At 72.3% G+C, this 21,120-nt stretch carries 18 protein-coding genes and 1 riboswitch; of the genes, 3 read left to right on the top strand and 15 right to left on the bottom strand.

The genetic code is table 11. The features are described 5' to 3' along the window. Positions 1-17: 17 nt before the first annotated feature. Positions 18-986, top strand: coding sequence for a 2,3,4,5-tetrahydropyridine-2,6-dicarboxylate N-succinyltransferase (gene dapD / locus ACYVHQ_RS00480; RefSeq protein ID WP_460509882.1), 969 nt, complete (start codon positions 18-20; stop codon positions 984-986). A 69-nt stretch (positions 987-1,055) separates the two neighbouring features. Here the strand turns inward: dapD and ACYVHQ_RS00475 are convergent, their stop codons facing one another. The 10 genes from ACYVHQ_RS00475 to ACYVHQ_RS00430 all read right to left on the bottom strand — a co-directional run bounded on the left by ACYVHQ_RS00475 (position 1,056) and on the right by ACYVHQ_RS00430 (position 13,249). Further along, on the bottom strand, positions 1,056-2,348 hold the full coding sequence (locus ACYVHQ_RS00475) for a citrate synthase (RefSeq protein WP_460509880.1): 1,293 nt from the start codon (positions 2,346-2,348) through the stop codon (positions 1,056-1,058). A gap of 91 nt (positions 2,349-2,439) precedes the next feature. After that, entirely contained in the window at positions 2,440-3,540 is a 1,101-nt protein-coding gene (gene dapC / locus ACYVHQ_RS00470; RefSeq protein ID WP_460509878.1) for a succinyldiaminopimelate transaminase, read from the bottom strand. 6 nt (positions 3,541-3,546) lie between these two features. Further along, positions 3,547-3,876, bottom strand: a complete 330-nt coding sequence (gene fdxA, locus ACYVHQ_RS00465) for a ferredoxin (RefSeq protein WP_460509876.1) — start codon at positions 3,874-3,876, stop codon at positions 3,547-3,549. Further along, positions 3,873-5,144: a PIG-L family deacetylase gene (locus ACYVHQ_RS00460; RefSeq protein WP_460509874.1), complete on the bottom strand. Its 1,272-nt coding sequence runs from the start codon at positions 5,142-5,144 to the stop codon at positions 3,873-3,875. Before ACYVHQ_RS00460 ends, fdxA begins: the two co-directional genes overlap by 4 nt. A gap of 16 nt (positions 5,145-5,160) precedes the next feature. Next, positions 5,161-5,667 carry a hypothetical protein gene (locus ACYVHQ_RS00455; RefSeq protein ID WP_460509872.1) on the bottom strand — a complete coding sequence of 169 codons (507 nt, stop codon included), beginning with the start codon at positions 5,665-5,667 and terminating at the stop codon, positions 5,161-5,163. Positions 5,668-5,810: 143 nt separating this feature from the next. Beyond that, positions 5,811-7,718, bottom strand: coding sequence for a translational GTPase TypA (typA, locus tag ACYVHQ_RS00450; RefSeq protein ID WP_460509870.1), 1,908 nt, complete (start codon positions 7,716-7,718; stop codon positions 5,811-5,813). Between the two features lie 138 nt (positions 7,719-7,856). Beyond that, complete coding sequence (locus ACYVHQ_RS00445; protein ID WP_460509868.1) at positions 7,857-9,611, bottom strand: dipeptide ABC transporter ATP-binding protein; 1,755 nt, start codon at positions 9,609-9,611, stop codon at positions 7,857-7,859. After that, complete coding sequence (locus ACYVHQ_RS00440; protein ID WP_460509866.1) at positions 9,608-10,564, bottom strand: ABC transporter permease; 957 nt, start codon at positions 10,562-10,564, stop codon at positions 9,608-9,610. Before ACYVHQ_RS00440 ends, ACYVHQ_RS00445 begins: the two co-directional genes overlap by 4 nt. Continuing rightward, positions 10,554-11,483: an ABC transporter permease gene (locus ACYVHQ_RS00435; RefSeq protein ID WP_460509864.1), complete on the bottom strand. Its 930-nt coding sequence runs from the start codon at positions 11,481-11,483 to the stop codon at positions 10,554-10,556. The genes ACYVHQ_RS00440 and ACYVHQ_RS00435 overlap by 11 nt, the downstream gene beginning before the upstream one ends. 137 nt (positions 11,484-11,620) lie before the next feature. After that, a complete protein-coding gene (locus ACYVHQ_RS00430) occupies positions 11,621-13,249 on the bottom strand; it encodes a peptide ABC transporter substrate-binding protein (protein WP_460509862.1) in 1,629 nt (542 codons plus the stop codon). Between the two features lie 297 nt (positions 13,250-13,546). On the opposite strand from ACYVHQ_RS00430, the gene ACYVHQ_RS00425 reads away from it, so the two are divergent. Further along, positions 13,547-14,317: a CPBP family intramembrane glutamic endopeptidase gene (locus tag ACYVHQ_RS00425; protein WP_460511201.1), complete on the top strand. Its 771-nt coding sequence runs from the start codon at positions 13,547-13,549 to the stop codon at positions 14,315-14,317. Between the two features lie 69 nt (positions 14,318-14,386). On the opposite strand, the gene gcvP is transcribed toward ACYVHQ_RS00425, so the two are convergent. The 4 genes from gcvP to ACYVHQ_RS00405 form a co-directional block, all read right to left on the bottom strand. After that, positions 14,387-17,212 carry an aminomethyl-transferring glycine dehydrogenase gene (gene gcvP / locus ACYVHQ_RS00420; protein WP_460511200.1) on the bottom strand — a complete coding sequence of 942 codons (2,826 nt, stop codon included), beginning with the start codon at positions 17,210-17,212 and terminating at the stop codon, positions 14,387-14,389. Positions 17,213-17,310: 98 nt separating this feature from the next. Further along, positions 17,311-17,688: a glycine cleavage system protein GcvH gene (gene gcvH, locus ACYVHQ_RS00415; protein WP_460509860.1), complete on the bottom strand. Its 378-nt coding sequence runs from the start codon at positions 17,686-17,688 to the stop codon at positions 17,311-17,313. Continuing rightward, positions 17,685-18,860 carry a glycine cleavage system aminomethyltransferase GcvT gene (gene gcvT, locus ACYVHQ_RS00410; protein WP_460509859.1) on the bottom strand — a complete coding sequence of 392 codons (1,176 nt, stop codon included), beginning with the start codon at positions 18,858-18,860 and terminating at the stop codon, positions 17,685-17,687. Before gcvT ends, gcvH begins: the two co-directional genes overlap by 4 nt. 148 nt (positions 18,861-19,008) lie before the next feature. Beyond that, positions 19,009-19,114: riboswitch (glycine riboswitch) on the bottom strand. 162 nt (positions 19,115-19,276) lie between these two features. After that, on the bottom strand, positions 19,277-19,717 hold the full coding sequence (locus ACYVHQ_RS00405; RefSeq protein ID WP_460509857.1) for an SseB family protein: 441 nt from the start codon (positions 19,715-19,717) through the stop codon (positions 19,277-19,279). A gap of 77 nt (positions 19,718-19,794) precedes the next feature. Between ACYVHQ_RS00405 and ACYVHQ_RS00400 the strand changes: the two genes are divergently transcribed. Then, the gene (locus ACYVHQ_RS00400; RefSeq protein WP_460509856.1) at positions 19,795-20,196 is read left to right on the top strand and encodes a hypothetical protein; all 402 of its coding nucleotides are present in this window, start codon (positions 19,795-19,797) and stop codon (positions 20,194-20,196) included. A 32-nt stretch (positions 20,197-20,228) separates the two neighbouring features. On the opposite strand, the gene ACYVHQ_RS00395 is transcribed toward ACYVHQ_RS00400, so the two are convergent. Further along, positions 20,229-21,047, bottom strand: coding sequence for a putative protein N(5)-glutamine methyltransferase (locus ACYVHQ_RS00395; RefSeq protein WP_460509854.1), 819 nt, complete (start codon positions 21,045-21,047; stop codon positions 20,229-20,231). Between the last annotated feature and the right edge of the window lie 73 nt (positions 21,048-21,120).

The raw sequence follows: 21,120 nt of genomic DNA, 5'->3' as shown, positions 1-21,120 counted from the left end.
GCACTACCCTCGGGGGCATGACCACCGACGCCACCGCCCCCACGCACGCCCACGGCTACGGGCTCGCCACCGTGTCCGCCGGCGGCACCACGCTCGACACCTGGTACCCCTCCCCCGCGCTCGGCGCGCTGCCCGCCGACCGCGACCCCGAGATCGTGCCCGCCGAGCTCGCCGACGCCGCCGGCCCCGACGCCCGCCGGGCCGTGGAGCTCGTCCCCGTGACGACCGAGATCGACCTGGCCGCGCCTCCTGCGTCGACGCCCGACGCCTACCTGCGCCTGCACCTCCTCAGCCACCTGCTCGTCGCCCCGGGCACGATCAACCTCGACGGCGTCTTCGCCCACCTGCCCATCGTCGTCTGGACCACCGCGGGCCCCGTGCACCCCGACGACTTCGTGCGCCTGCGTCCCGGCCTGCAGCGCGCCGGCATCACGACCACAGGCGTCGACAAGTTCCCGCGCCTGCTCGACTACGTGTTCCCCGACCGGGTGCGCATCGCCGACGCCTCGCGCGTGCGGCTCGGCGCCCACCTGGCGCCCGGCACGACCGTCATGCACGAGGGCTTCGTCAACTTCAACGCGGGCACGCTGGGCGCGTCGATGGTCGAGGGACGCATCTCGCAGGGCGTCGTCGTGGGCGACGGCTCCGACATCGGCGGCGGCGCCTCGATCATGGGCACGCTCTCGGGCGGCGGCACGCAGCGCATCACGATCGGCGAGCGCTCGCTGCTCGGCGCCAACAGCGGCATCGGCATCTCGATCGGCGACGACAGCATCGTCGAGGCCGGCCTCTACGTCACCGCCGGCACGAAGGTCGTCGTCGTCGGCGGCACCCCCACGCACGACGGTCGCCCGCAGACCGTCAAGGCCGTCGAGCTCTCCGGCCAGCCCGGGCTGCTCTTCCGCCGCAACTCGCTCACGGGGGCCGTCGAGGTCCTGCCGCGCAGCGGCCACGGCATCCAGCTGAACGCCCAGCTGCACGCGTAGCCCCCGGCACGACGACGGCCCCTGCTCCGCGGAGCAGGGGCCGTCGTCACGAGCGGCAGGAGGCGCGGCTCAGCGGGTGGGCCAGTCGCGCTGCGCCTCGCCCAGGTACAGCTGCTGCGGGCGGCCGATCTTCGTGGTGGGGTCGGTGGCCATCTCGCGCCAGTGCGCGATCCAGCCGGGCAGGCGGCCGATGGCGAAGAGCACCGTGAACATGCGGGTCGGGAACCCCATGGCCTTGTAGATGACGCCCGTGTAGAAGTCGACGTTGGGGTAGAGCTTGCGCTCGACGAAGTAGTCGTCGGCGAGGGCGATCGCCTCGAGCTCCATGGCGATGTCGAGCAGGTCGTCCTTCACGCCGAGGGCCTGGAGCACCTCGGTGGCGCTCTCCTTCACGAGCTTCGCGCGCGGGTCGTAGTTCTTGTAGACCCGGTGGCCGAAGCCCATGAGCTTGACGCCGTCCTCCTTGTTCTTCACCCGCTCGACGAAGCGCTCGACGCCCTCGCCCGAGCGCTTGATGTCGGCGAGCATGGTGAGCACCGCCTCGTTGGCGCCGCCGTGGAGCGGGCCGTAGAGGGCGCTGATGCCGGCGGAGACGGACGAGAAGAGGTTCGCCTGGGTCGAGCCGACGAGGCGGACGGTCGACGTCGACGCGTTCTGCTCGTGGTCCTCGTGCAGGATCAGGAGGCGCTCGAGCGCCTTCGAGAGCACCGGGTCGACCTCGTACGGCTCGGCCATGGTGCCGAAGTTGAGCTTGAGGAAGTTGTCGGCGAAGCTCAGCGAGTTGTCGGGGTAGAGGAACGCCTGGCCGAGGCTCTTCTTGTGGGCGTACGCCGCGATGACGGGCAGCTTCGCGAGCAGGCGCACGGTCTGCAGCTCGATCTGCTCGGGGTCGGTGACGCTCATCGAGCCCTGGTAGAAGGTGCCGAGCGCACCGACGGCGCTGGACAGCACCGACATGGGGTGCGCGTCGTGCGGCAGGGCGTCGAAGAAGCGGCGCAGGTCTTCGTGCAGCAGCGTGTGGCGGCGCACGCGGGCGTCGAAGTCGGCCAGCTCGGAGGCGCTCGGCAGCTCGCCGTGGATGAGCAGCCAGGCCGTCTCGAGGTAGTTGGAGTTCGCCGCGACCTGCTCGATCGGGTACCCGCGGTAGCGGAGGATCCCCTCGTCCCCGTCGATGTAGGTGATCTTGGACCGCGTCGCCGAGGTGTTCACGAAGCCCGTGTCGAGCGTCGTGAAGCCCGTCTGCTTGGTGAACGTCGAGATGTCGATCGCCGACGCTCCCTGGGTGCTCGGCACGATCGGGAACTCGGCAGTGCCCCCCGGGAACTGCAGTGTGGCCTTCTGAGCGTCATTGGCAACAGTCACGTCGCCCACCCTACCGGGCAGGAGGTCCGGGCCGGGGCCTCGTCCGGGTCCGGCCCGTCGGTCCGCCGGTCGACCGCTCGGTGGTGCCGGGTCAGACGGCCAGTCGTCCGGCGGCGGCCGCGATGCGCTCGTCGGTGGTGGTCAGCGCGACGCGCACGTGCCGTCTCCCGTCGTCGCCGTAGAAGGAGCCCGGAGCCACGAGGACGCCCCGCTCGGCGAACCACGCGACCGTGGCGTCGGCGGGCTCGCCCCTGGTGGCCCAGAGGTAGAGGCCGGCCTCGCTGCGGTCGATCGTGAAGCCCGCGGCCTCGAGCGCGGGGCGCAGCACGGCGCGGCGCGCGGCGTAGCGGGCCTTCTGCTCGGCGACGTGGGCGTCGTCGGAGAGGGCGACGCGCATCGCCTCTTGCACGGGTGCGGGCGGCATGAGCCCGGCGTGCTTGCGGACGGCGAGCAGCTCGGCGACGACGCGCGGGCAGCCCGCGACGAAGCCGGCCCGGTAGCCGGCGAGGTTCGACTGCTTGCTCAGCGAGTACACCGACACGACGCCGTCGAGCGAGTCGCCGACGACGGCGGGGTCGAGCACCGAGGGCGTGGGACGCTCGGCCCACTCGCCCTCCCAGCCGAGCTCGGCGTAGCACTCGTCGCCGGCCAGGACGGCACCGAGCTCGCGGGCGCGCTCGACCGCGGCCCGCAGGGCCGGCACGTCGAGCACGGCACCGTCGGGGTTGCCCGGGCTGTTCAGCCAGACCAGCCGGGTGCTCTCGGGCCACTCGGCGGGGTCGTCGCTCGCCAGGACGTCGGCGCCGACGAGCGCCGCTCCGAGCGCGTAGGTCGGGTAGGCGTTCCGCGGGTGCACGACGGTGTCGCCGGGGCCGAGGCCGAGCCACAGCGCCAGGCCCGCGATGAGCTCCTTCGAGCCGATGGTGGGTAGCACGTGCCGGTCGTCGAGCCCGGGGACCCCGCGCCGCCGGGCGTACCACTCGGCGATCGCGGCGCGGAGGGCCGGGGTGCCGGCGACCTGCGGGTAGGCGTGCGCGTCGGTGGCGTCGCGCAGGGCCTCGCGGATGACGTCGGGCGTGGGGTCGACCGGGGACCCGACCGAGAGGTCGACGAGACCGCCCTCGTGCGCTCGAGCGGTGGCGGCGTGGGCCGCCAGCGAGTCCCAGGGGAAGTCGGGCAGGTCGAGCGCCACGGTCGACTACGCGCCGGGCGTGGCCTGCGGGGGCAGGGCGGAGACGAGCGGGTGGTCCTTGTCGATGACCCCGACCTTCGCGGCACCGCCGGGCGAGCCGATCCCGTCGAAGAACTCGACGTTGGCCTTGTAGTAGTCGGCCCACTGGTCGGGGACGTCGTCCTCGTAGTAGATCGCCTCGACGGGGCAGACGGGCTCACAGGCGCCGCAGTCCACGCACTCGTCGGGGTGGATGTAGAGCATGCGGTCGCCCTCGTAGATGCAGTCGACGGGGCACTCGTCGATGCACGCGCGATCCTTCACGTCGACACAGGGCAGGGCGATCACGTACGTCACGGCTGGGGGGTTCCCTTCGATCCGGGCAAGGAGTCCATCGTAGCCCCGCGCCCCTCCAGGCGCGGCCAGGCGAGCACGAGCCCCAGCGCGACGGCGGCCCCGAAGGTCCAGAGCAGCCCTCGGTCGTCGGCGGGCACCAGCACGGAGCCGCCCGCGCTGGGGAACGAGAAGAGTACGATCACGGCCAGGGCGCCGACGCCGGCCGCGGCCACGACACGGCGCGAGCCGAACACGAGCCGGAACCCCACCCCGAGCAGCACGACGGCGGCCAGGCTCAGCACGAGGCCGGTCCAGAGGGGCTGCCCGGCGACGGTCGTGGTGATGCGGTGCCCGACGGTGCCGATGGCGGCGAACAGGGCGCCGGCGACGCCGGCCAGCACGAGCGCGGTGGCCTTCGACCCGGTCGGCTCGCCCGCCCAGTCGACGCTCGTCCGCCCGCGGGCGCCGCCCGGCTCGGCCAGGTGGCGGAACGTCTCGCTCGCGGCGACGGGCGTCACGGCGCCGTGCGGCCACCGCAGGCCCGGTCGCCCCTCGGGGAGGTCGACGACCTCGACCTGGCTGCGGTGGTCGCGGAGGGCCGCCAGGAGGCGCGAGGCGACGGGCCGGACGTCCACGCGGACGACGTCGGGGTCGACGGCCAGGGCCTCGGCCTCGGCGCCCTCGGCCTCGGCGGCGCCGGCCAGCACGGCGAAGAACGGCACGCCGGTGAGCCGGGCCACGCGGAGGGCGACGCGGTGGACGCGGACGTGGTCGGGGTGGTGGTAGCCGCCGTCCTCGTCGTAGCTGACGATGGCCGTCGGACGCAGCGACTCGACGACCGCTGCCAGGTCGGAGACGAGCTCGCCGGACTCGGCGGCGCAGAGGGCGTCGGGGTGCAGGTCGGGGGTGGGGCCCGCGACGCCCTCGGCCTCCCACACCATGCCGCTGTCGCGGTACCGGCGGGCGGGCAGCCCGGCCGTGCGGGCCTCCGGCGCCCCGAGGAACCGGTGGTCGCGCACGCCGAGGTCCCGCATGGCGGCCTCGATCTCGCTCTCGCGGTGGACCCCGAGGGCCTCGGGGTCGCCGCGCAGGGCGGCCAGGTCGTCGGGCAGCACCTCGCCGAGCTCGCCCCGCGTGCAGGTCACGACGGCGACCGACGCGCCCGCCGCGACGAGCGTCGCGATGGTGCCGCCCGTCGTGATGGTCTCGTCGTCGGGGTGCGCGTGCACGAAGAGCACGCGTTCGGCGGGGCGGGGCCCGGGCGCGGCAGAGGGGGTCGAGAAGGTCATGTCGGCTGTCTCCGGCTCAGAGCGGCGTGACGACGTACGTCGCGAGGACGTCGCCGCTCGAGGCCTCGGTCGAGAAGGTGAGCACGACGCGGTGCGTCGGCCCCGTGAAGGTGCCGAAGCCGCTGTCGGCGTCCGCGTCGACGCCTGCCGCCTCGTAGCCGGCCGCCTCGAGCTGCTCCTGCGCCGTCGCGAAGGTCGTGCCCGCGTCGACGCGGACCTGGGCGACCCAGCCGGCACCGTCCGGGGCCGCTCCCCCGCCGCGCACCTGACCGGGGGCGAGCGGCACGGACTCGGAGGGGAACGTCGGCGGCAGCGTGCCGTCGGCCGACACCGCCGCGCCCCCGAGGACGTCGCCGACGGCGTCGCCGAGCACGCGCTCGGCCTCGCCCCGCAGGCCGTCGACGGCGCTGCCGACGACGTTCTCGACCGGCGAGCCGTCCCCGCAGCCGGCGAGCCCGGTGACGAGGGCACCGGCGAGCACGGTCGACGTCGTGAGTCGGACGAGGCGGGATCGGGTCGGCATCACCCGACGAGGGTACCCGTCCCGTGCGCAGGAGGCGCTGGGAGGGCCAGCGGGGACGGACCGGCGAGCGACGACCCGCCCCGGACGCGACGACGCCCCCGCGCCGAGGCACGGGGGCGTCGTCGGTCGACGGGCAGCGAGTGCTACGCGTTGGCCTTCTTGAGGCGCGCGGTGCTGCGCTGGCGGGCGCTGGCGTCGAGCTCGACCTTGCGGATGCGGATCGCCTCGGGGGTGACCTCGACGCACTCGTCGTCGCCGGCGAACTCGAGCGACTCCTCGAGCGAGAGGACGCGCGAGGGCGTCATCGACTCGAAGTTGTCGGCCGTCGACTGACGCATGTTGGTCAGCTTCTTCTCCTTGGTGATGTTGACGTCCATGTCGTCGGCGCGCGAGTTCTCGCCCACGACCATGCCCTCGTAGACCTCTTCCGTGGGCTGCACGAAGAAGGTCATGCGCTCCTGGAGGTTGATGATGGCGAAGGGGGTCACGACACCAGAGCGGTCCGCGACGATCGAGCCGTTCGTGCGGGTCGAGATCTCGCCGGCCCAGGCACCGTAGCCGTGGCTGATGCCGTTGGCGATGCCGGTGCCGCGCGTCTCGGTGAGGAACTGCGTGCGGAAGCCGATGAGGCCGCGCGACGGGACGATGAACTCCATGCGGACCCAGCCCGAGCCGTGGTTCGCCATGTTCTCCATGCGGCCCTTGCGCGCCGCCATGAGCTGCGTGATCGCGCCGAGGTACTCGTCGGGCACGTCGATCGTCATGTGCTCGAAGGGCTCCTGCAGCTTGCCGTCGACGCGACGCGTGACGACCTGCGGCTTGCCGACGGTGAGCTCGAAGCCCTCGCGGCGCATCTGCTCGACGAGGATCGCCAGGGCGAGCTCGCCACGGCCCTGGACCTCCCACGCGTCGGGGCGTCCGATGTCGACGACCTTGATCGAGACGTTTCCGATGAGCTCGCGGTCGAGGCGGTCCTTGACCATGCGGGCGGTGAGCTTGTGGCCCTTGACCTTGCCGATGAGCGGCGAGGTGTTGGTGCCGATCGTCATGGAGATGGCGGGGTCGTCGACCGTGATGGTCGGCAGCGGCCGCACGTCGTCGGGGTCGGAGAGCGTCTCGCCGATGGTGATGGTGTCGAAGCCGGCGACGGCGACGATGTCACCGGGGCCCGCGCTCTCGGCCGGGTAGCGGTCGAGGGCCTTCGTGATGAGCAGCTCGGTGATGCGGGCGTTGACGGTCGTGCCGTCCTGCTTCACCCAGGCCACGGTCTGGCCCTTCTTGAGCGTGCCGTGGAAGACGCGGAGCAGGGCGAGGCGGCCGAGGAACGGCGAGGCGTCGAGGTTCGTGACGTGCGCCTGGAGGGGGTGCTCGTCGTCGTAGGTCGGCGCGGGCACGTGCGTGAGGATCGCGTCGAACAGCGGCTCGAGGTCGTCGTTGTCGGGCAGCGAGCCGTCGTCGGGCTTGTTCGTCGACGCGGCGCCGTTGCGGCCGGACGCGTAGACGACCGGGACGTTGAGGATCGCGTCGAGGTCGAGGTCCTCGACCTCCTCGCTGAGGTCGCTCGCGAGGCCCAGCAACAGGTCCTGCGACTCGGCGACGACGTCGTCGATGCGCGCGTCGGGGCGGTCGGTCTTGTTGACCAGCAGGATCACGGGCAGCTTCGCCGCCAGCGCCTTGCGGAGCACGAAGCGCGTCTGGGGCAGCGGGCCCTCGGACGCGTCGACGAGCAGGACGACGCCGTCGACCATGGAGAGGCCGCGCTCGACCTCACCACCGAAGTCGGCGTGGCCGGGGGTGTCGATGACGTTGATGGTGATGGGGCCGTCGGTCGCGTGGGCACCGTTGTAGAGCACGGCGGTGTTCTTCGCGAGGATCGTGATCCCCTTCTCGCGCTCGAGCTCGTTGGAGTCCATCATGCGGTCTTCGGTGTCGAAGTGCGCGTCGAAGGAGTTGGTCTGCTTGAGCATGGCGTCGACGAGGGTCGTCTTGCCGTGGTCGACGTGGGCCACGATCGCCACGTTGCGCAGGTCGCTGCGGATGGCAGTCGCCATGGATGTGTTCCTCACTGGAAGTGGAGTCTGGGGAGAGGCACGGGCACGAGCCCGGCCGTCGCAGTCTACGGCACGCGACGAAAGGGCCCCTCCGACACCGCGGGACGGCGTCGGAGGGGCCCTGACGGAGCCGGTGGATCAGCGCCCGAAGGCGAAGTTCGCTCCCGGGATGGCCTCGAGCAGCTCACGCGTGTACTGCTCGCGCGGCGACGCGAAGATGTCGTCCGTCGTGCCCGACTCGACGATGCGCCCCTTCTGCATGACCGCGACGTTGTCCGCGACGAGGCGGACGACCGCGAGGTCGTGCGTGATGAAGAGGTAGGTCAGGCCGAGCTCGGTCTGCAGGTCGGTGAGCAGGTCGAGGATCTGCCCCTGCACGAGCACGTCGAGGGCCGAGACGGCCTCGTCGAGCACGATCACGTCGGGCTTGAGCGCGAGGGCGCGCGCGACGGCGATGCGCTGGCGCTGGCCGCCGGACAGCTCGTTCGGGTAGCGGTTGACCGTGGACGCGGGCAGCGACACCTGGTCGAGCAGCTCGCGCACGCGGGCCTGGCGGCTCGCGCGGTCGCCGACGCCGTGCGTGACCAGCGGCTCGGCGATCGTGTTGCCGACGCTGTACATCGGGTCGAGGGAGCCGTACGGGTCCTGGAAGACCGGCTGGACTCGCCGACGGAAGTCGAACAGCTCTCGGCCCGAGAGCGCGCCGACGTCGCGGCCGTCGATGCGCACGGAACCCGACGTGATCGACTCGAGCTGGAGCACCAGCTTCGCGACGGTCGACTTGCCGGAACCCGACTCGCCGACGAGCGCCATCGTCGTGCCCTTGGGGATCGAGAACGAGACGTCGTCCACGGCCCTGAGATCGGTCGTCCTGAAGCCCTGCTGACGGATCTTGTACACCTTGGACAGGTTCTGCACGGTGATGTAGTCGGCGGCCCGCTTGCCCGCCTCCTCGCGCTCCCGCGCCTTCGCCAGCAGCTCCTGGTCGTCCGACCCCTCCGCCGAGACCGCAGCGCCGTGCGTGACCGACGGCGTGAGCTTCGACTGGATGCGCCGGCTCGCGAGGCTCGGAGCCGCCGCGACGAGGCGCTGCGTGTACGGGTGCCGGGGGTTCGCGAGGATCTCCTGCGAGGGACCCGACTCGACGACGCGACCCTTGTACATGACGACGAGCTTCTCGGCGCGCTCGGCGGCGAGGCCGAGGTCGTGCGTGATGAAGAGCACCGAGGTGCCGTAGTCGCGCGTGAGGGTCTCGAGGTGGTCGAGGATCCGCCGCTGCACCGTGACGTCGAGCGCCGAGGTGGGCTCGTCGGCGATGAGCAGCTTGGGCCGCGAGGACAGGCCGATGCCGATGAGCACGCGCTGGCGCATGCCGCCGGAGAACTGGTGCGGGAACTGCTTGAGGCGGTCGCCCGCGTCGGCGAGGCCGGCCTCCTGCAGCACCTCGATCGCCCGCTGGCGGACCTCGGCCTTGCCGGTCGCGATGCCGTTGGCGCGGATCGCCTCCTCGACCTGGAAGCCGATGCTCCAGACCGGGTTGAGGTTCGACATCGGGTCCTGCGGCACGTAGCCGATCTCGCGCCCGCGGATCGACTGCATCTCGCTCCGCGAGGCCTTCGTGAGGTCCTTGCCGTCGAAGAGGATCTGGCCGCCGGTCACGGCGCCCGTGCCGGGGAGCAGGTCGATGATCGACGTCGCCGTCGTCGACTTGCCCGACCCGGACTCGCCCACGATCGCCAGGGTCTCGCCCTGGTTCATCGTGATGTCGACGCCGCGGACCGCGTCGACGTAACCGTTCTGCGTCTTGAAGCCGATCTTGAGGTCGCGGATCTCGAGCAGCGGCGCCCCGGGGGTGCCGGAGCGACGCTGCGTCGTCGTGGAGGTGTTCGTCATCGACGGGCCCTCGCCTTCGGGTCGAGGGCGTCGCGCACGACGTCGCCCATCATCAGGAACGACAGCACCGTGATCGACAGTGCGGCCGCGGGCCAGAACAGGGTCATGGGCGCCGTGCGGATGCTCACGCTGGCCTGGCTGATGTCGTTGCCCCACGACATCGTGCCGCTGGGGAGGCCGATGCCGAGGAACGACAGCGTGGCCTCGGCCACGATGAACGTGCCGAGCGACACCGTCGCCACGACGATCACGGGCGTGATGGCGTTGGGGACCACGTGGCGCAGAAGGATGCGGAAGCGCGAGACGCCCAGGGCGACCGACGCGGTCACGTAGTCGCTGCTCTTGGCGCCCAGCACCGAACCTCGCATGACGCGCGCGATCTGCGGCCAGGCGAACAGCGACAGCACGAGGGCCACGGTGAGCGGCGTGCGCGAGGGCAGGACCGACATGAGGACGATCGCGCCGAGCACGGTCGGGATCGCGAAGAAGATGTCGCCGATGCGGGAGACGACCGCGTCGAGCCAGCCGCCGTAGAAGCCCGCGAGCGAGCCGACGATCACGCCCATCAGGGTCACGAGCACGGTGGCCAGGAGGCCGACCGTCAGCGACGCGCGGGCACCGTAGATGACGCGCGCGTACACGTCGAGCCCCTGGCGGGTGTACCCGAAGGGGTGACCGGCCTCGGGACCGGCGTTGCTCTTCTGCAGCTCGGCGCCCGACGTCGGCGACGTCGCGGTGAACAGGCCAGGGAAGAGCGCGACGACGACCACCAGCAGGATGAGCACGGCGCTGATCCAGAAGAGCGGGCGCTTCTTCATCGAGTCCCACGCGTCGTTCCAGCTGCTGCGGGGCTTCTCGGACTCGTCGACGGCGTCGACGGCCCGGATCGGGGTCTCCTCCAGGTCGGCGACGAAGTGGTCGGCCGAGCGGGGCGAGGTGTCGTTACTTGGCATAGCGGATCCTCGGGTCGAGAACGGCGTAGAGCAGGTCGACCAGCAGGTTGGCGAGCATGAAGATGATCACCATGACGGCGACGAACGACACGACGGTCGGTCCCTCGCCGAGCTGGATGGCGCGGTACACCGTGCCGCCGACGCCCTGGATGTTGAAGATGCCCTCGGTGACGATGGCACCGACCATGAGCGAGCCGATGTCGACGCCCAGGTAGGTGATGACCGGGACGAGGCTGTTGCGCAGGATGTGCACGCCGACGACGCGCTGGCGCGTGAGGCCCTTGGCGGTGGCGGTCCGGACGAAGTCGGCGCTCATGTTCTCGCTGACCGAGGCCCGGGTCAGGCGGACGATGTAGGCGAACGAGACCGAGGCCAGCACGATCGCCGGGAGCACCAGCTCGGACCACGGCGCCTGCGAGCTCACCGTCGTGCGGAAGATGCCGAGGTTGATCGCGAAGACGTACTGCAGCAGGAAGCCCGTGACGAAGACGGGCACCGAGATCAGCAGCAGGCTGAGCACCAGGGCGCTCGTGTCGAAGATCTTGCCCTTGCGGAGACCGGCGACGAGGCCCACCACGATGCCGATGACCGACTCGAAGAGGAGCGCCAGCATGGCCAGGCGGAAGGTGATGGGGAAGGCACGGAGGAGCTCGTCGAGGACGGGCCGCCCGGCGAACGTCGTGCCGAGGTCACCGGTGAACAGGCCGCCGATGTACAGCAGGTACTGGACGAGGAACGGCTTGTCGAGGTTGTACTGAGCGCGGATCTGCTCGAGGACCTGCGGGCTCGGCTGCTTGTCGCCGAAGAGCGCGGCCACGGGGTCGCCCGGCACGGCGAAGACCATGAAGTAGATCAGGAAGGTCGCCCCGAAGAAGACGGGGATGAGCTGGAGGAGGCGGCGTCCGGTGTACCAGAGCATCAGGCCTCCTCAGGGACGAACGGGAGCATCGTGTCGCAATCGATCGAGGTGTCGGGGACGCCCGCCGAGGGGGTCCGGAGCAGATGTCTCTGCTCTGGACCCCCTCGGGAGCGCAGGTGTGGGCGGGTGCCCGAGCGCTACTCGCCCTTCGTCACCTCGTAGTAGAGGGGGACGGAGTTCCACCCGAACTCGACGTTGTCGACCGAGTCACCGTAGACACCGGTGACGTTCGAGTACCACAGCGGGACGACCGGGAGGTCCTCGAGGAGGAGCTCCTGGGCTTCCTGGAAGGTGGCGTTGGCGTCCTCGACGGTGTCAGCCGTCGCACCCTCGGCGAGCAGCTCGTCGAACTCGTCGCTGGAGTAGCGACCGTAGTTCGAGCCCGCGCCCGTCTGGTACAGGGGCGCGAGGAAGTTGTACGCCGAGGGGTAGTCGGCCTGCCAGCCGGAGCGGAAGGCACCGGTCATCGCGTCCTTGTCCTCCTCGTCGAGGAGGGTCTTGAAGTCGGGGTACGACTTGCCCTCGGCGCTGATGCCCAGCGTGTCGGCGATGCTGTTCGCGGCAGCGTCGACCCAGGCCTGGTGGCCACCGTCGGCGTTGTAGGCGATGGAGAACGTGGTGTCGCCGTAGGGCGCGATCTCCTCGGCCTGCTCCCACAGCTCCTTCGCGCGGTCCGCGTCGTAGTCGAGGACGTCGGAGCCCTCGAGGTCCTCCGTGTAGCCGTCGATGACGGGCGAGGTGAAGTCCTTCGCCGGCGTGCGCGTGCCCTGGAAGATGACGTCGGTGATGTCGTCGCGGTTGACGGCCAGCGAGATCGCCTGGCGGCGGAGCTTGCCCTCCTCCGTGGCACCGTCGAAGTGCTCGAGGTACTGCGGGATCGTGAAGGACTGGAAGATGGCGGCCGCCTGGTTGACGTTGCCGTCCGGGAAGTCGTCCTGGTAGGTCTCGAACGCGCTGTCCGGGACGGCGTCGAGGATGTCGAGGACTCCCGACTGCGCGTCGGCGTAGGCCGCCTCCTGCGTCGTGTAGAACGTGATGGTCAGGCCACCGTTCTGCGGCGTGCGCGGGCCGTCGTAGTCCTCGTTCGTGACGAGCTTGATGTCCTGGTTGTGCGTCCAGGCGCCCTCGCCGGCGAGCTTGTAGGGACCGTTGCCGACGGGGTTCTCACCGAAGGCCTCGGGGTCGTCGTAGAACGACTCCGGCAGCGGCACGTAGGCGGAGTAGCCCAGGCGCAGCGGCCAGTCGGCCTCGGGGGCCGAGAGCTGCACCGTGAACTCGGTGGGGCTGACGACCTCGAGGGCGAGGTCGCTGTCCTCGTCGTAGCTGAAGCCCTCGATGTTGTCGAAGAAGTAGCTGGCGCCCTGGGCGTTGCTCAGCTGCGCGGCCCAGTTCCAGGCCTCCGTGAACGACTCGGCGGTCACGTCGGTGCCGTCGGTGAAGGTGAGGCCGTCGCGGATCTTGACGTTCCAGAGCTGGTTGTCGTCCGACGAGATGTCCTCGGCGACGTCGTTGACGGACTCGCCCGAGGCGTCGTACGTCGTCAGCCCCGAGAAGATCGAGTCGATGATCTTGCCGCCGCCGACCTCGGTCGTGTTCGAGGGGATCAGCGGGTTCTGGGGCTCGTTGCCGTTGGTCGTGATGACGGCGGTGCTGTCACCGCTGGACGAGCTGTCGCCCGTGTCTCCGCCACTGGCGCAACCGGTCAGGACGAGTGCCGTCGTCCCGAACACGGCGACGGCCGAGAGGGCCATGCGCTGCTTCTTCAATGTTCCTCCTGATGCAAGGTGTACGCAGATCGGCCCTGATGAGCGACATGCGTGGGATGGAAGTACCCTAAGCGGCGCTGGGAGCTTCGCCAAACACTCCGCCGAACGGTTACACGACGGAAACCAAAGCGCGGGATCCTTGCTCAGCCGTACCATTCGTTGCGCGACCGCCCACCACGGCGCAAGGATCGGCTTCCCCGGGCAGACCAGGTGGCAGGTATCATCCGCCGTTCACCGGCGCGACACCTCGCGCGCACCAGGTGGTCACGGGCCTCCTGCCCTAGCATCGCCCGGGTGATCGACGCCGCCCCGACCCGTGCACGACTCCGCACCGAGATCGCGATCGTGCTGGGCCTCTCGCTGGGCGCCAGCGCCGTCTACTCGCTCGTCGCCCTGGCCTCGCGCCTGACCCGCGACGCGCCCCTGTCGCAGCAGACAGCGACGCTCAACACGTCGCTCAGCGACCGCGCGCTCTTCGACCTCGTCTACCAGCTGCTCGCCGTCGCGACGGACCTCGTGCCCGTGGCCCTGATCGCGTACCTCCTCTGGAGCACCGCCCGACCGCACCTCGGCCGCCTCGGGCTCGACGGCTCCCGCCTCGGACGCGACGCCCTGGGCGGCGTCGGGCTCGCCCTCGTCATCGGCGTGCCCGGCCTGGCGCTCTACCTCGTCGGCAAGGCCCTCGACCTCACGGTCACGGTCGTGCCCACCGACCTGGGTGCGCAGTGGTGGACGGTGCCCGTCCTCCTGCTCTCGGCCCTGCGCGCCGGCCTCACGGAAGAGCTGATCGTCGTCGGCTACCTCTTCACCCGTCTGCGCGACCTCGGCTGGCGGACCTGGCCGATCATCGTCGCCGCGGCCCTGCTGCGAGCCACCTACCACCTGTACCAGGGGTTCGGGGGCTTCGTGGGCAACCTCGCCATGGGGCTGCTCTTCGGCTGGCTCTACGCACGGACCGGTCGCGTGCTGCCGCTCGTCGTCGCCCACGTGCTCATCGACGCCACGGTGTTCGTCGGGTACCCCTGGGCCGCGAGCACGTTCCCCGCGCTCTTCGGCCTGCCCGGCTGACCGGACGCGCCTCGACGCAGCGCCGCCGCCCTCGTCGAGGGCGGCGGCGCTGGTGCGTGGGGCCGTGCGTCAGGCGAACGCCTCGATCGGCGGGCAGGCGCAGGTGAGGTTGCGGTCCCCCCACGCCTGGTCGATGCGGCGCACCGGCGGCCAGTACTTGCTCCGCACGAGCGACGGGACCGGGTAGACGGCCTCCTCGCGCGTGTACGGGTGCGCCCACTCCCGCGTGACGGCCGACTGCGCCGTGTGCGGTGCGTGCCGCAGCGGGCTCTCGTCGATCGACCAGCGGCCGGCGGCCACCTCGTCGGCCTCGCGCCGGATGGCGATCATCGCGTCGACGAAGCGGTCGATCTCGGCGAGGTCCTCCGACTCGGTCGGCTCGACCATGAGCGTGCCCGCGACCGGGAACGACATGGTCGGGGCGTGGAACCCGTAGTCGACCAGGCGCTTGGCGACGTCGTCGACGGTCACGCCCGTCGCGTCGCGCAGCGGGCGCAGGTCGAGCACGCACTCGTGCGCGACGAGGCCGCCCTCGCCCGAGTAGAGCACGGGGTACGAGTCGCGCAGGCGTGCCGCCACGTAGTTCGCGGCGAGCACCGCGGCGCCCGTCGCCCGCGTGAGCCCCTCGGTGCCCATCATGCGCACGTAGGCCCAACTGATCGGCAGGATGCTCGGCGACCCGTAGGGGGCGCTCGACACCGGGACGCCGCCGTGGGCGAGGCGACCGCCGTCGGTGCCCGCCGCGCCGGGGCGACGGTCCGCCTCCTGTGCCATCGGGTGCGAGGGCAGGTAGGGCGCCAGGTGCGCCTTGGCCGCGACCGGACCGACGCCCGGGCCCCCGCCGCCGTGCGGGATGCAGAAGGTCTTGTGCAGGTTGAGGTGCGAGACGTCGCCGCCGAAGTCGCCGAACCGGGCGACCCCGAGCAGGGCGTTGAGGTTCGCGCCGTCGACGTAGACCTGGCCTCCCGCGGCGTGCACGGCGTCGGTGACGTCGCGGATGTCGTGCTCGTAGACGCCGTGCGTCGACGGGTACGTCACCATGAGCGCCGCCAGCTGGTCCGCGTGCTCGGCGACCTTGGCGCGCAGGTCGGCGAGGTCGACGTTGCCGCCCTCGTCGCAGGCGACCACGACGACGCGCATGCCCGCGAGCACGGCGCTGGCCGCGTTCGTGCCGTGCGCGCTCGACGGGATGAGGCAGACCGTGCGGTCGGCGTCGCCCCGGTCGAGGTGCCAGCCCCGGATCGCGAGCAGGCCGGCGAGCTCGCCCTGGCTGCCCGCGTTCGGCTGCAGCGACACGGTGTCGTAGCCGGTGAGCTCGGCGAGCCAGCCCTCGAGCTGCCCGATCATCTCGAGCGAGCCCTGCACGTCGCTCGCCGGGGCGAACGGGTGCAGGCGGGCGAACTCGGGCCAGGTCACGGCTGCCATCTCGGTCGCCGCGTTGAGCTTCATGGTGCAGCTGCCGAGCGGGATCATGCCGCGGTCGAGCGCGTAGTCCTTGTCGGCGAGGTGCTTGAGGAACCGCATCATGCTGGTCTCGCTGCGGTGCGTGCGGAAGACCGGGTGCACGAGGTAGTCGCTCGTGCGCAGCAGCGCCTGCGGCAGGGCGAGGGCGGCGTCGCCCTCGTCGCGCGCACCGAGCTGGACCCCGAGCACCTCCGCCACCACCGCGACGTCGTCGTCGGTGGTCGTCTCGTCGAACGACAGGCGGACGCAGTCCTCGTCGACCTGGTGCAGCAGGTAGCCCCGGGCGTGCGCGTCGGCGACGATCTCGGCCGCGCGGCCCGGCGCGAAGACCTGCAGCGTGTCGAAGAACGCGTCGGCCTCGAGCTCGAGCTCGCTCGCCGCGAGCGCGTCGGCGAGGCGACGCGCGTGGCCGTGGGTGCGGCTCGCGATGTGCCGCAGGCCCCAGGGGCCGTGGTAGACCGCGTACATGGCCGCCATCACCGCGAGCAGCACCTGCGCCGTGCAGATGTTCGACGTGGCCTTCTCGCGGCGGATGTGCTGCTCGCGGGTCTGCAGGCTGAGCCGGTAGGCGGGGTGCCCGTCGGCGTCCTGCGAGACGCCCACGAGGCGGCCCGGCAGCTGGCGCTCGAGGCCCGTGCGCACCGCCATGTAGCCCGCGTGCGGACCACCGAAGCCCATGGGCACGCCGAACCGCTGGCTGGTGCCGACGGCGACGTCGGCCCCGAGCTCGCCGGGGGCGCGCACGAGCGTCAGCGCGAGCAGGTCGGCGGCGACCACCGCGAGCCCGCCGTGCGCGTGCGCCGCGTCGACGATCGCCGACGGGTCCCACACCGAGCCGGAGGCTCCGGGGTACTGGACGAGGACGCCGAACGACTCCGGCAGCTCGGCCGGGTCGAGGGAGGCCAGCTCGAGCTCGACGAGCCGGATGCCGACGGCCTCGGCGCGACCGGCGAGCAGGGCCTTGGTCTGCGGCAGGGCGTCGGCGTCGACGACGAAGACGTCGCTGCGCACCTTCGACGCCCGACGGGCCAGGAGCATGCCCTCGACGACGGCCGTGCCCTCGTCGAGCATCGACGCGTTCGCGGTGGTGAGGCCCGTCAGCTCGGCGACCATCGTCTGGAAGGTGATGAGGGCCTCGAGCCGGCCCTGCGAGATCTCCGGCTGGTACGGCGTGTAGGCCGTGTACCAGCTCGGGTTCTCGAGCACGTTCCTCTGGATCACGGCGGGCGTGACGGTGTCGTGGTAGCCGAGCCCGATCATGCTGCGCTGGACGACGTTCTTGCGCGCCAGGAGCCGCAGCTCGTCGAGCGCCTCCGACTCGCCCACCGGTGCCGGCAGCACCGACGCGGCGACGGCCTCGGCCTGGACGGCGTCCGGCACGGCCGCGCGCACCAGCGACTCGACGCTGTCGTGCCCGAGCACCGCGAGCATCGCGGCGTGGTCGGCGGTCGTCGTGCCGACGTGGCGGTCGACGAAGCCCTCGGCCGCGCCCTGCGGCCAGTCCTCGTGCGCCGAGCGCTCGGGCGCGGTCACGAGGCGGTGAGCGCGACGTACTCGTCGCGCGTGAGGAGTCCGCTGCGGTCGTCCGAGCCGAGCGTGATCGTGATCAGCCAGCCGTCGCCGTAGGGGTCGGCGTTGACGAGGTCGGGGGCGTCGACGACGGCCTGGTTGACCTCGGTGACCGTGCCGAGGGCGGGGGCGAAGAGCTCGCCGACGGACTTCGTCGACTCGATCTCGCCGACGACGCTGCCCGGCGTCACCTCGGTGCCCACCGAGGGCAGGTCGACGTAGACGACGTCGCCCAGCTTGTCGGCCGCGTGGTCGGTGATGCCCACGACGGCGGTGCCGCCGTCGATGCGGAGCCACTCGTGCTCCGACGTGTACAGGAGGGACGTGAGGTCGGTCATGCCGTGCCTTTCGGGGAGAGGGGGGTCGAGGAGCGCTTGTAGAAGGGCAGGGGGGTGACCGTGGCGGGCACGGCCGTGCCGCGCACGTCGACGGCGAGCTCGCCGGCGACGACGCCGGGGTCGACGTAGGCCATCGCGACGGGGTGGCCCAGCGTGGGCGAGAGCGCCCCGCTCGTGACCTCGCCGACGACCGCGCCCGCGGCCGTGACGACCGGGTAGCCGGCGCGGGCCGCACGGCGGCCGTCGAGCGCCAGCCCCACGAGCACGCGCGCGTCGACGTCCGGCTCGACGGCGTCGCGGCCGACGAACTCCTTGGTCGTGTCGACGACCCGGCCGAGCCCGGCCTGGCCGGGCTTCACGTCCAGGCCGAGCTCGTGCCCGTAGAGCGGCATGCCCGCCTCGAGGCGGAGCGTGTCGCGGCAGGCGAGACCGGCGGGGACCAGGCCGCGCGGGCCTCCTGCGTCGATCAGCGCGCGCCACAGGTCGGGGGCGAGCTCGGGCTGCAGGTAGAGCTCGAAGCCGTCCTCGCCCGTGTAGCCGGTGCGCGCGACGAGCACGGGGGCGTCGTCGAAGGTGCCCTGCAGCACCCGGTAGTAGCGCAGGGTCGACAGGGGCGCGTCGGGCGCGAGCCGGTCCGCCGTGACGAGCGCGTCGAGCACACCCTCGGACTCGGGCCCCTGCACGGCGATCAGCGCCGTGTCGTCGCTCTCGTCGTCGACCGTGACGTCGAAGCCGGAGGCACGCCGGGCGAGCGCGCCGAAGGCGGCGTCGCGGTTCGACGCGTTGGCCACGACGAGGAAGTCGTGCTCGTCGAGGCGGTACACGACGAGGTCGTCGACGATGCCGCCCTCGGGCGAGAGCAGGAGCGAGTACTTCGCCCGACCGACCGGCATCGTGGACAGTCGCCCGGCGAGGGCCGCGTCGAGGAACGCCCCGGCGTCGGGACCGACGACGGCGATCTCGGCCATGTGCGACAGGTCGAACAGGCCCGCGGCGGTGCGCACGGCGTGGTGCTCGGCGAGGTCGGACGCGTAGCGGACGGGCATCTGCCAGCCCGCGAAGTCGGTGAACGAGGCGCCCGCCGCGACGTGGACGTCGTGCAGCGGGCTGAAGCGCTCGTCGTCGTCGTCGAGGGACGGCTCGGGGGCGGGCGGGACGGGCTGGTCGGTCATCGGACGGCTCCGGTCGGGACGGTCCCGGCACCGACGGTCGTCGGGCGGGACTCCCCCTCTGTCATGGGCCTGAGAGCTTCGACGGCCGGAGCCGGCTTTCACCGTGGGCGAGCGGTCGGCGCGGCCGACTGCTGCTTTTCAGAGTGGCCAGTCCGTCGCGGTACGCGTACCTGAGAGATTGGCGGGGAGTGCTTGCTCCTTCGGTGCCCGGTCGCGGTGCAGGTGCACCGCCGGGGCTCTCCCGCGACGTGTTCGTGGCCCGGTGTTCGGTTGTGGGCAGCAGCCTAGCGGGCGCACGTGTCGAACACGTCGCGGGCAGGTCTCGGCACGACGACGCCCCGCCGGCGGTGCCGGCGGGGCGTCGGGTCGGTCGGGGCACGGGCCCGGTCGGGCGAGGCCCGTCCGGGCGGGAGGCGTCAGACGGCGTCGGGCGAGGGCGAACCCGCGGCCTCGTGCTCCGCGACGAGGCGGCGCACGTCGTCGGCGAGCTGCGCGACGCCCTCGGGGAGCATCTCGAAGCCCTCGCTGTTGCCGGGGTTGAGCACCAGGCCGGTCTGCGGCGGGATGGCCTGCACGAGCTCGGCCGCGTGCAGCACGGCGGTGTTCGGGGCGACGCCGCGGACCTGCTCGCCGACGCGGTCCTCGTGGGTGAAGGCCGCGAGCATGGGCGTGCCGTCACGGTCGAAGAGCACGGGCTGGAGGGCGTTGAGGTCGCTCGTGACCTCGGTGGCGCTCGGCACGACGACCTCGGAGTTCACGAACTCGGCGAGGACGGCGTTCATGTCGCCCTCCCCGGCCTGGCCCTTGCTGATCGCCTGCTCGAGGATGGTCTTGTCACGGTCTGCTGAACCAGTCATCCGACGAGCCTGCCACCGACTCCTGCACGACGCCCGCGTGCCCTATCTTGGACGCCACGACCAGCTGGAGGAGCACCGTGCCGAGCCCTGCCCCCGTCCGCGCCGTCGCGGTGGTCCTCGCCGCGCTCGCCGTGACCGCCCTCACGGGCTGCATCGCCAACCCTCCGAACGCGGCGGCCCCCGCGACGCCCGTGCCCACCGAGGTCCCCGGCCCCGCGCCGACCCCCGCGGTCGAGGCTCCCCCGGCCTGGGGCGCGTGCGCGCGCGCCGTCGAGGAGCAGTACCCCGACGAGGCCACCGCCGACGACCTCGTGCCCTACGAGCAGGGCGACGTGCGCGACGGCGAGAGCGGCGGCGCGGTCGTCGACCTCGCGTTCGGCGAGGGCCTCGACGGCGAGCCCGTCGCCGCGTTCACCTGCTCCGTCTCGGGCACCCCCGAGGCGCCCGTCGTCGACGGGGTGCAGCCCGCCACGAGCTGACGCGGGCCCGTCGCCCCCGTCGCCCCCTTCGCTCAGGAGGCCCGGAGCACGCCCACGACGACGGTCCCGTCGACGAGGTCGTCGCGCACCGTCCGCGCCGTGAACCCCGCCGCCGCGAGCAGCCGTCTCGTCCCCTCCGCCTGCGCGGCGCTCGTCTCGACCGCGAGCACGCCGCCGGGGCGCAGCCACGCGGCGGCGCCCCGGGCGACGCGCGCCTGGACCGCGTGCCCGTCGGCCCCACCGTCGAGCGCGGCGTGGAGCTCGTGCTCGCGCGCCTCGGGGGGCATCGTCGCGATCGCCGCGGTCGGGACGTAGGGCGCGTTGGCGGCCGCCACGTCGACCCGGCCGCGCAGCGCCCCGGGCAGGGCCTCCCAGAGGTCGCCGACGACCACGCGATCGGGTCGTCGGAGGTTGGCCCGGGCCGCGTCGGCCGCGACGGGGTCGAGGTCGGCGGCCCACGCCTCGACGCCGGCCACGTCGCGCTCGACGACGGCCGCGACGGCGCCCACCCCGCAGCAGAGGTCGAGCACCACGGGCGCGCGGCCCTCGGCGAGCGCCGCCGCCCGCGCCTGCTCGACGGCCACGCGCGACAACAGCTCGGTCCGGCGCCGGGGCACGAAGGCGCCCGGGGCGACGACGAGGCGCAGGCCCGCGAACGCCGCCCAGCCGACCACCTGCTCGAGCGGGGCGCCCGCGGACCGCCGGGCCACGGCCTCCTGCAGCCAGCCCGGCTCGTCCTCGTGCTCGCGCGCCTCGGCGAGGAGCAGGTCGGCCTCGTCCTCGGCGAAGACGCAGCCCGCGTCGCGCAGGCGACGCACGAGCAGCTCGCGGTCGATCGGGGGCACGGGCACGGCCCGAGCGTAGTGACTAGGCTGTGGCGATCGCAGGCCGGGCCGGAGCACGCCGTGCGCGCACCGTGCCCCG

This window comes from Frigoribacterium salinisoli (assembly GCF_054781095.1).
The sequence above is the reverse complement of the archived record's forward strand: the minus strand, read 5'-3'. Positions and strand labels throughout refer to the sequence as shown.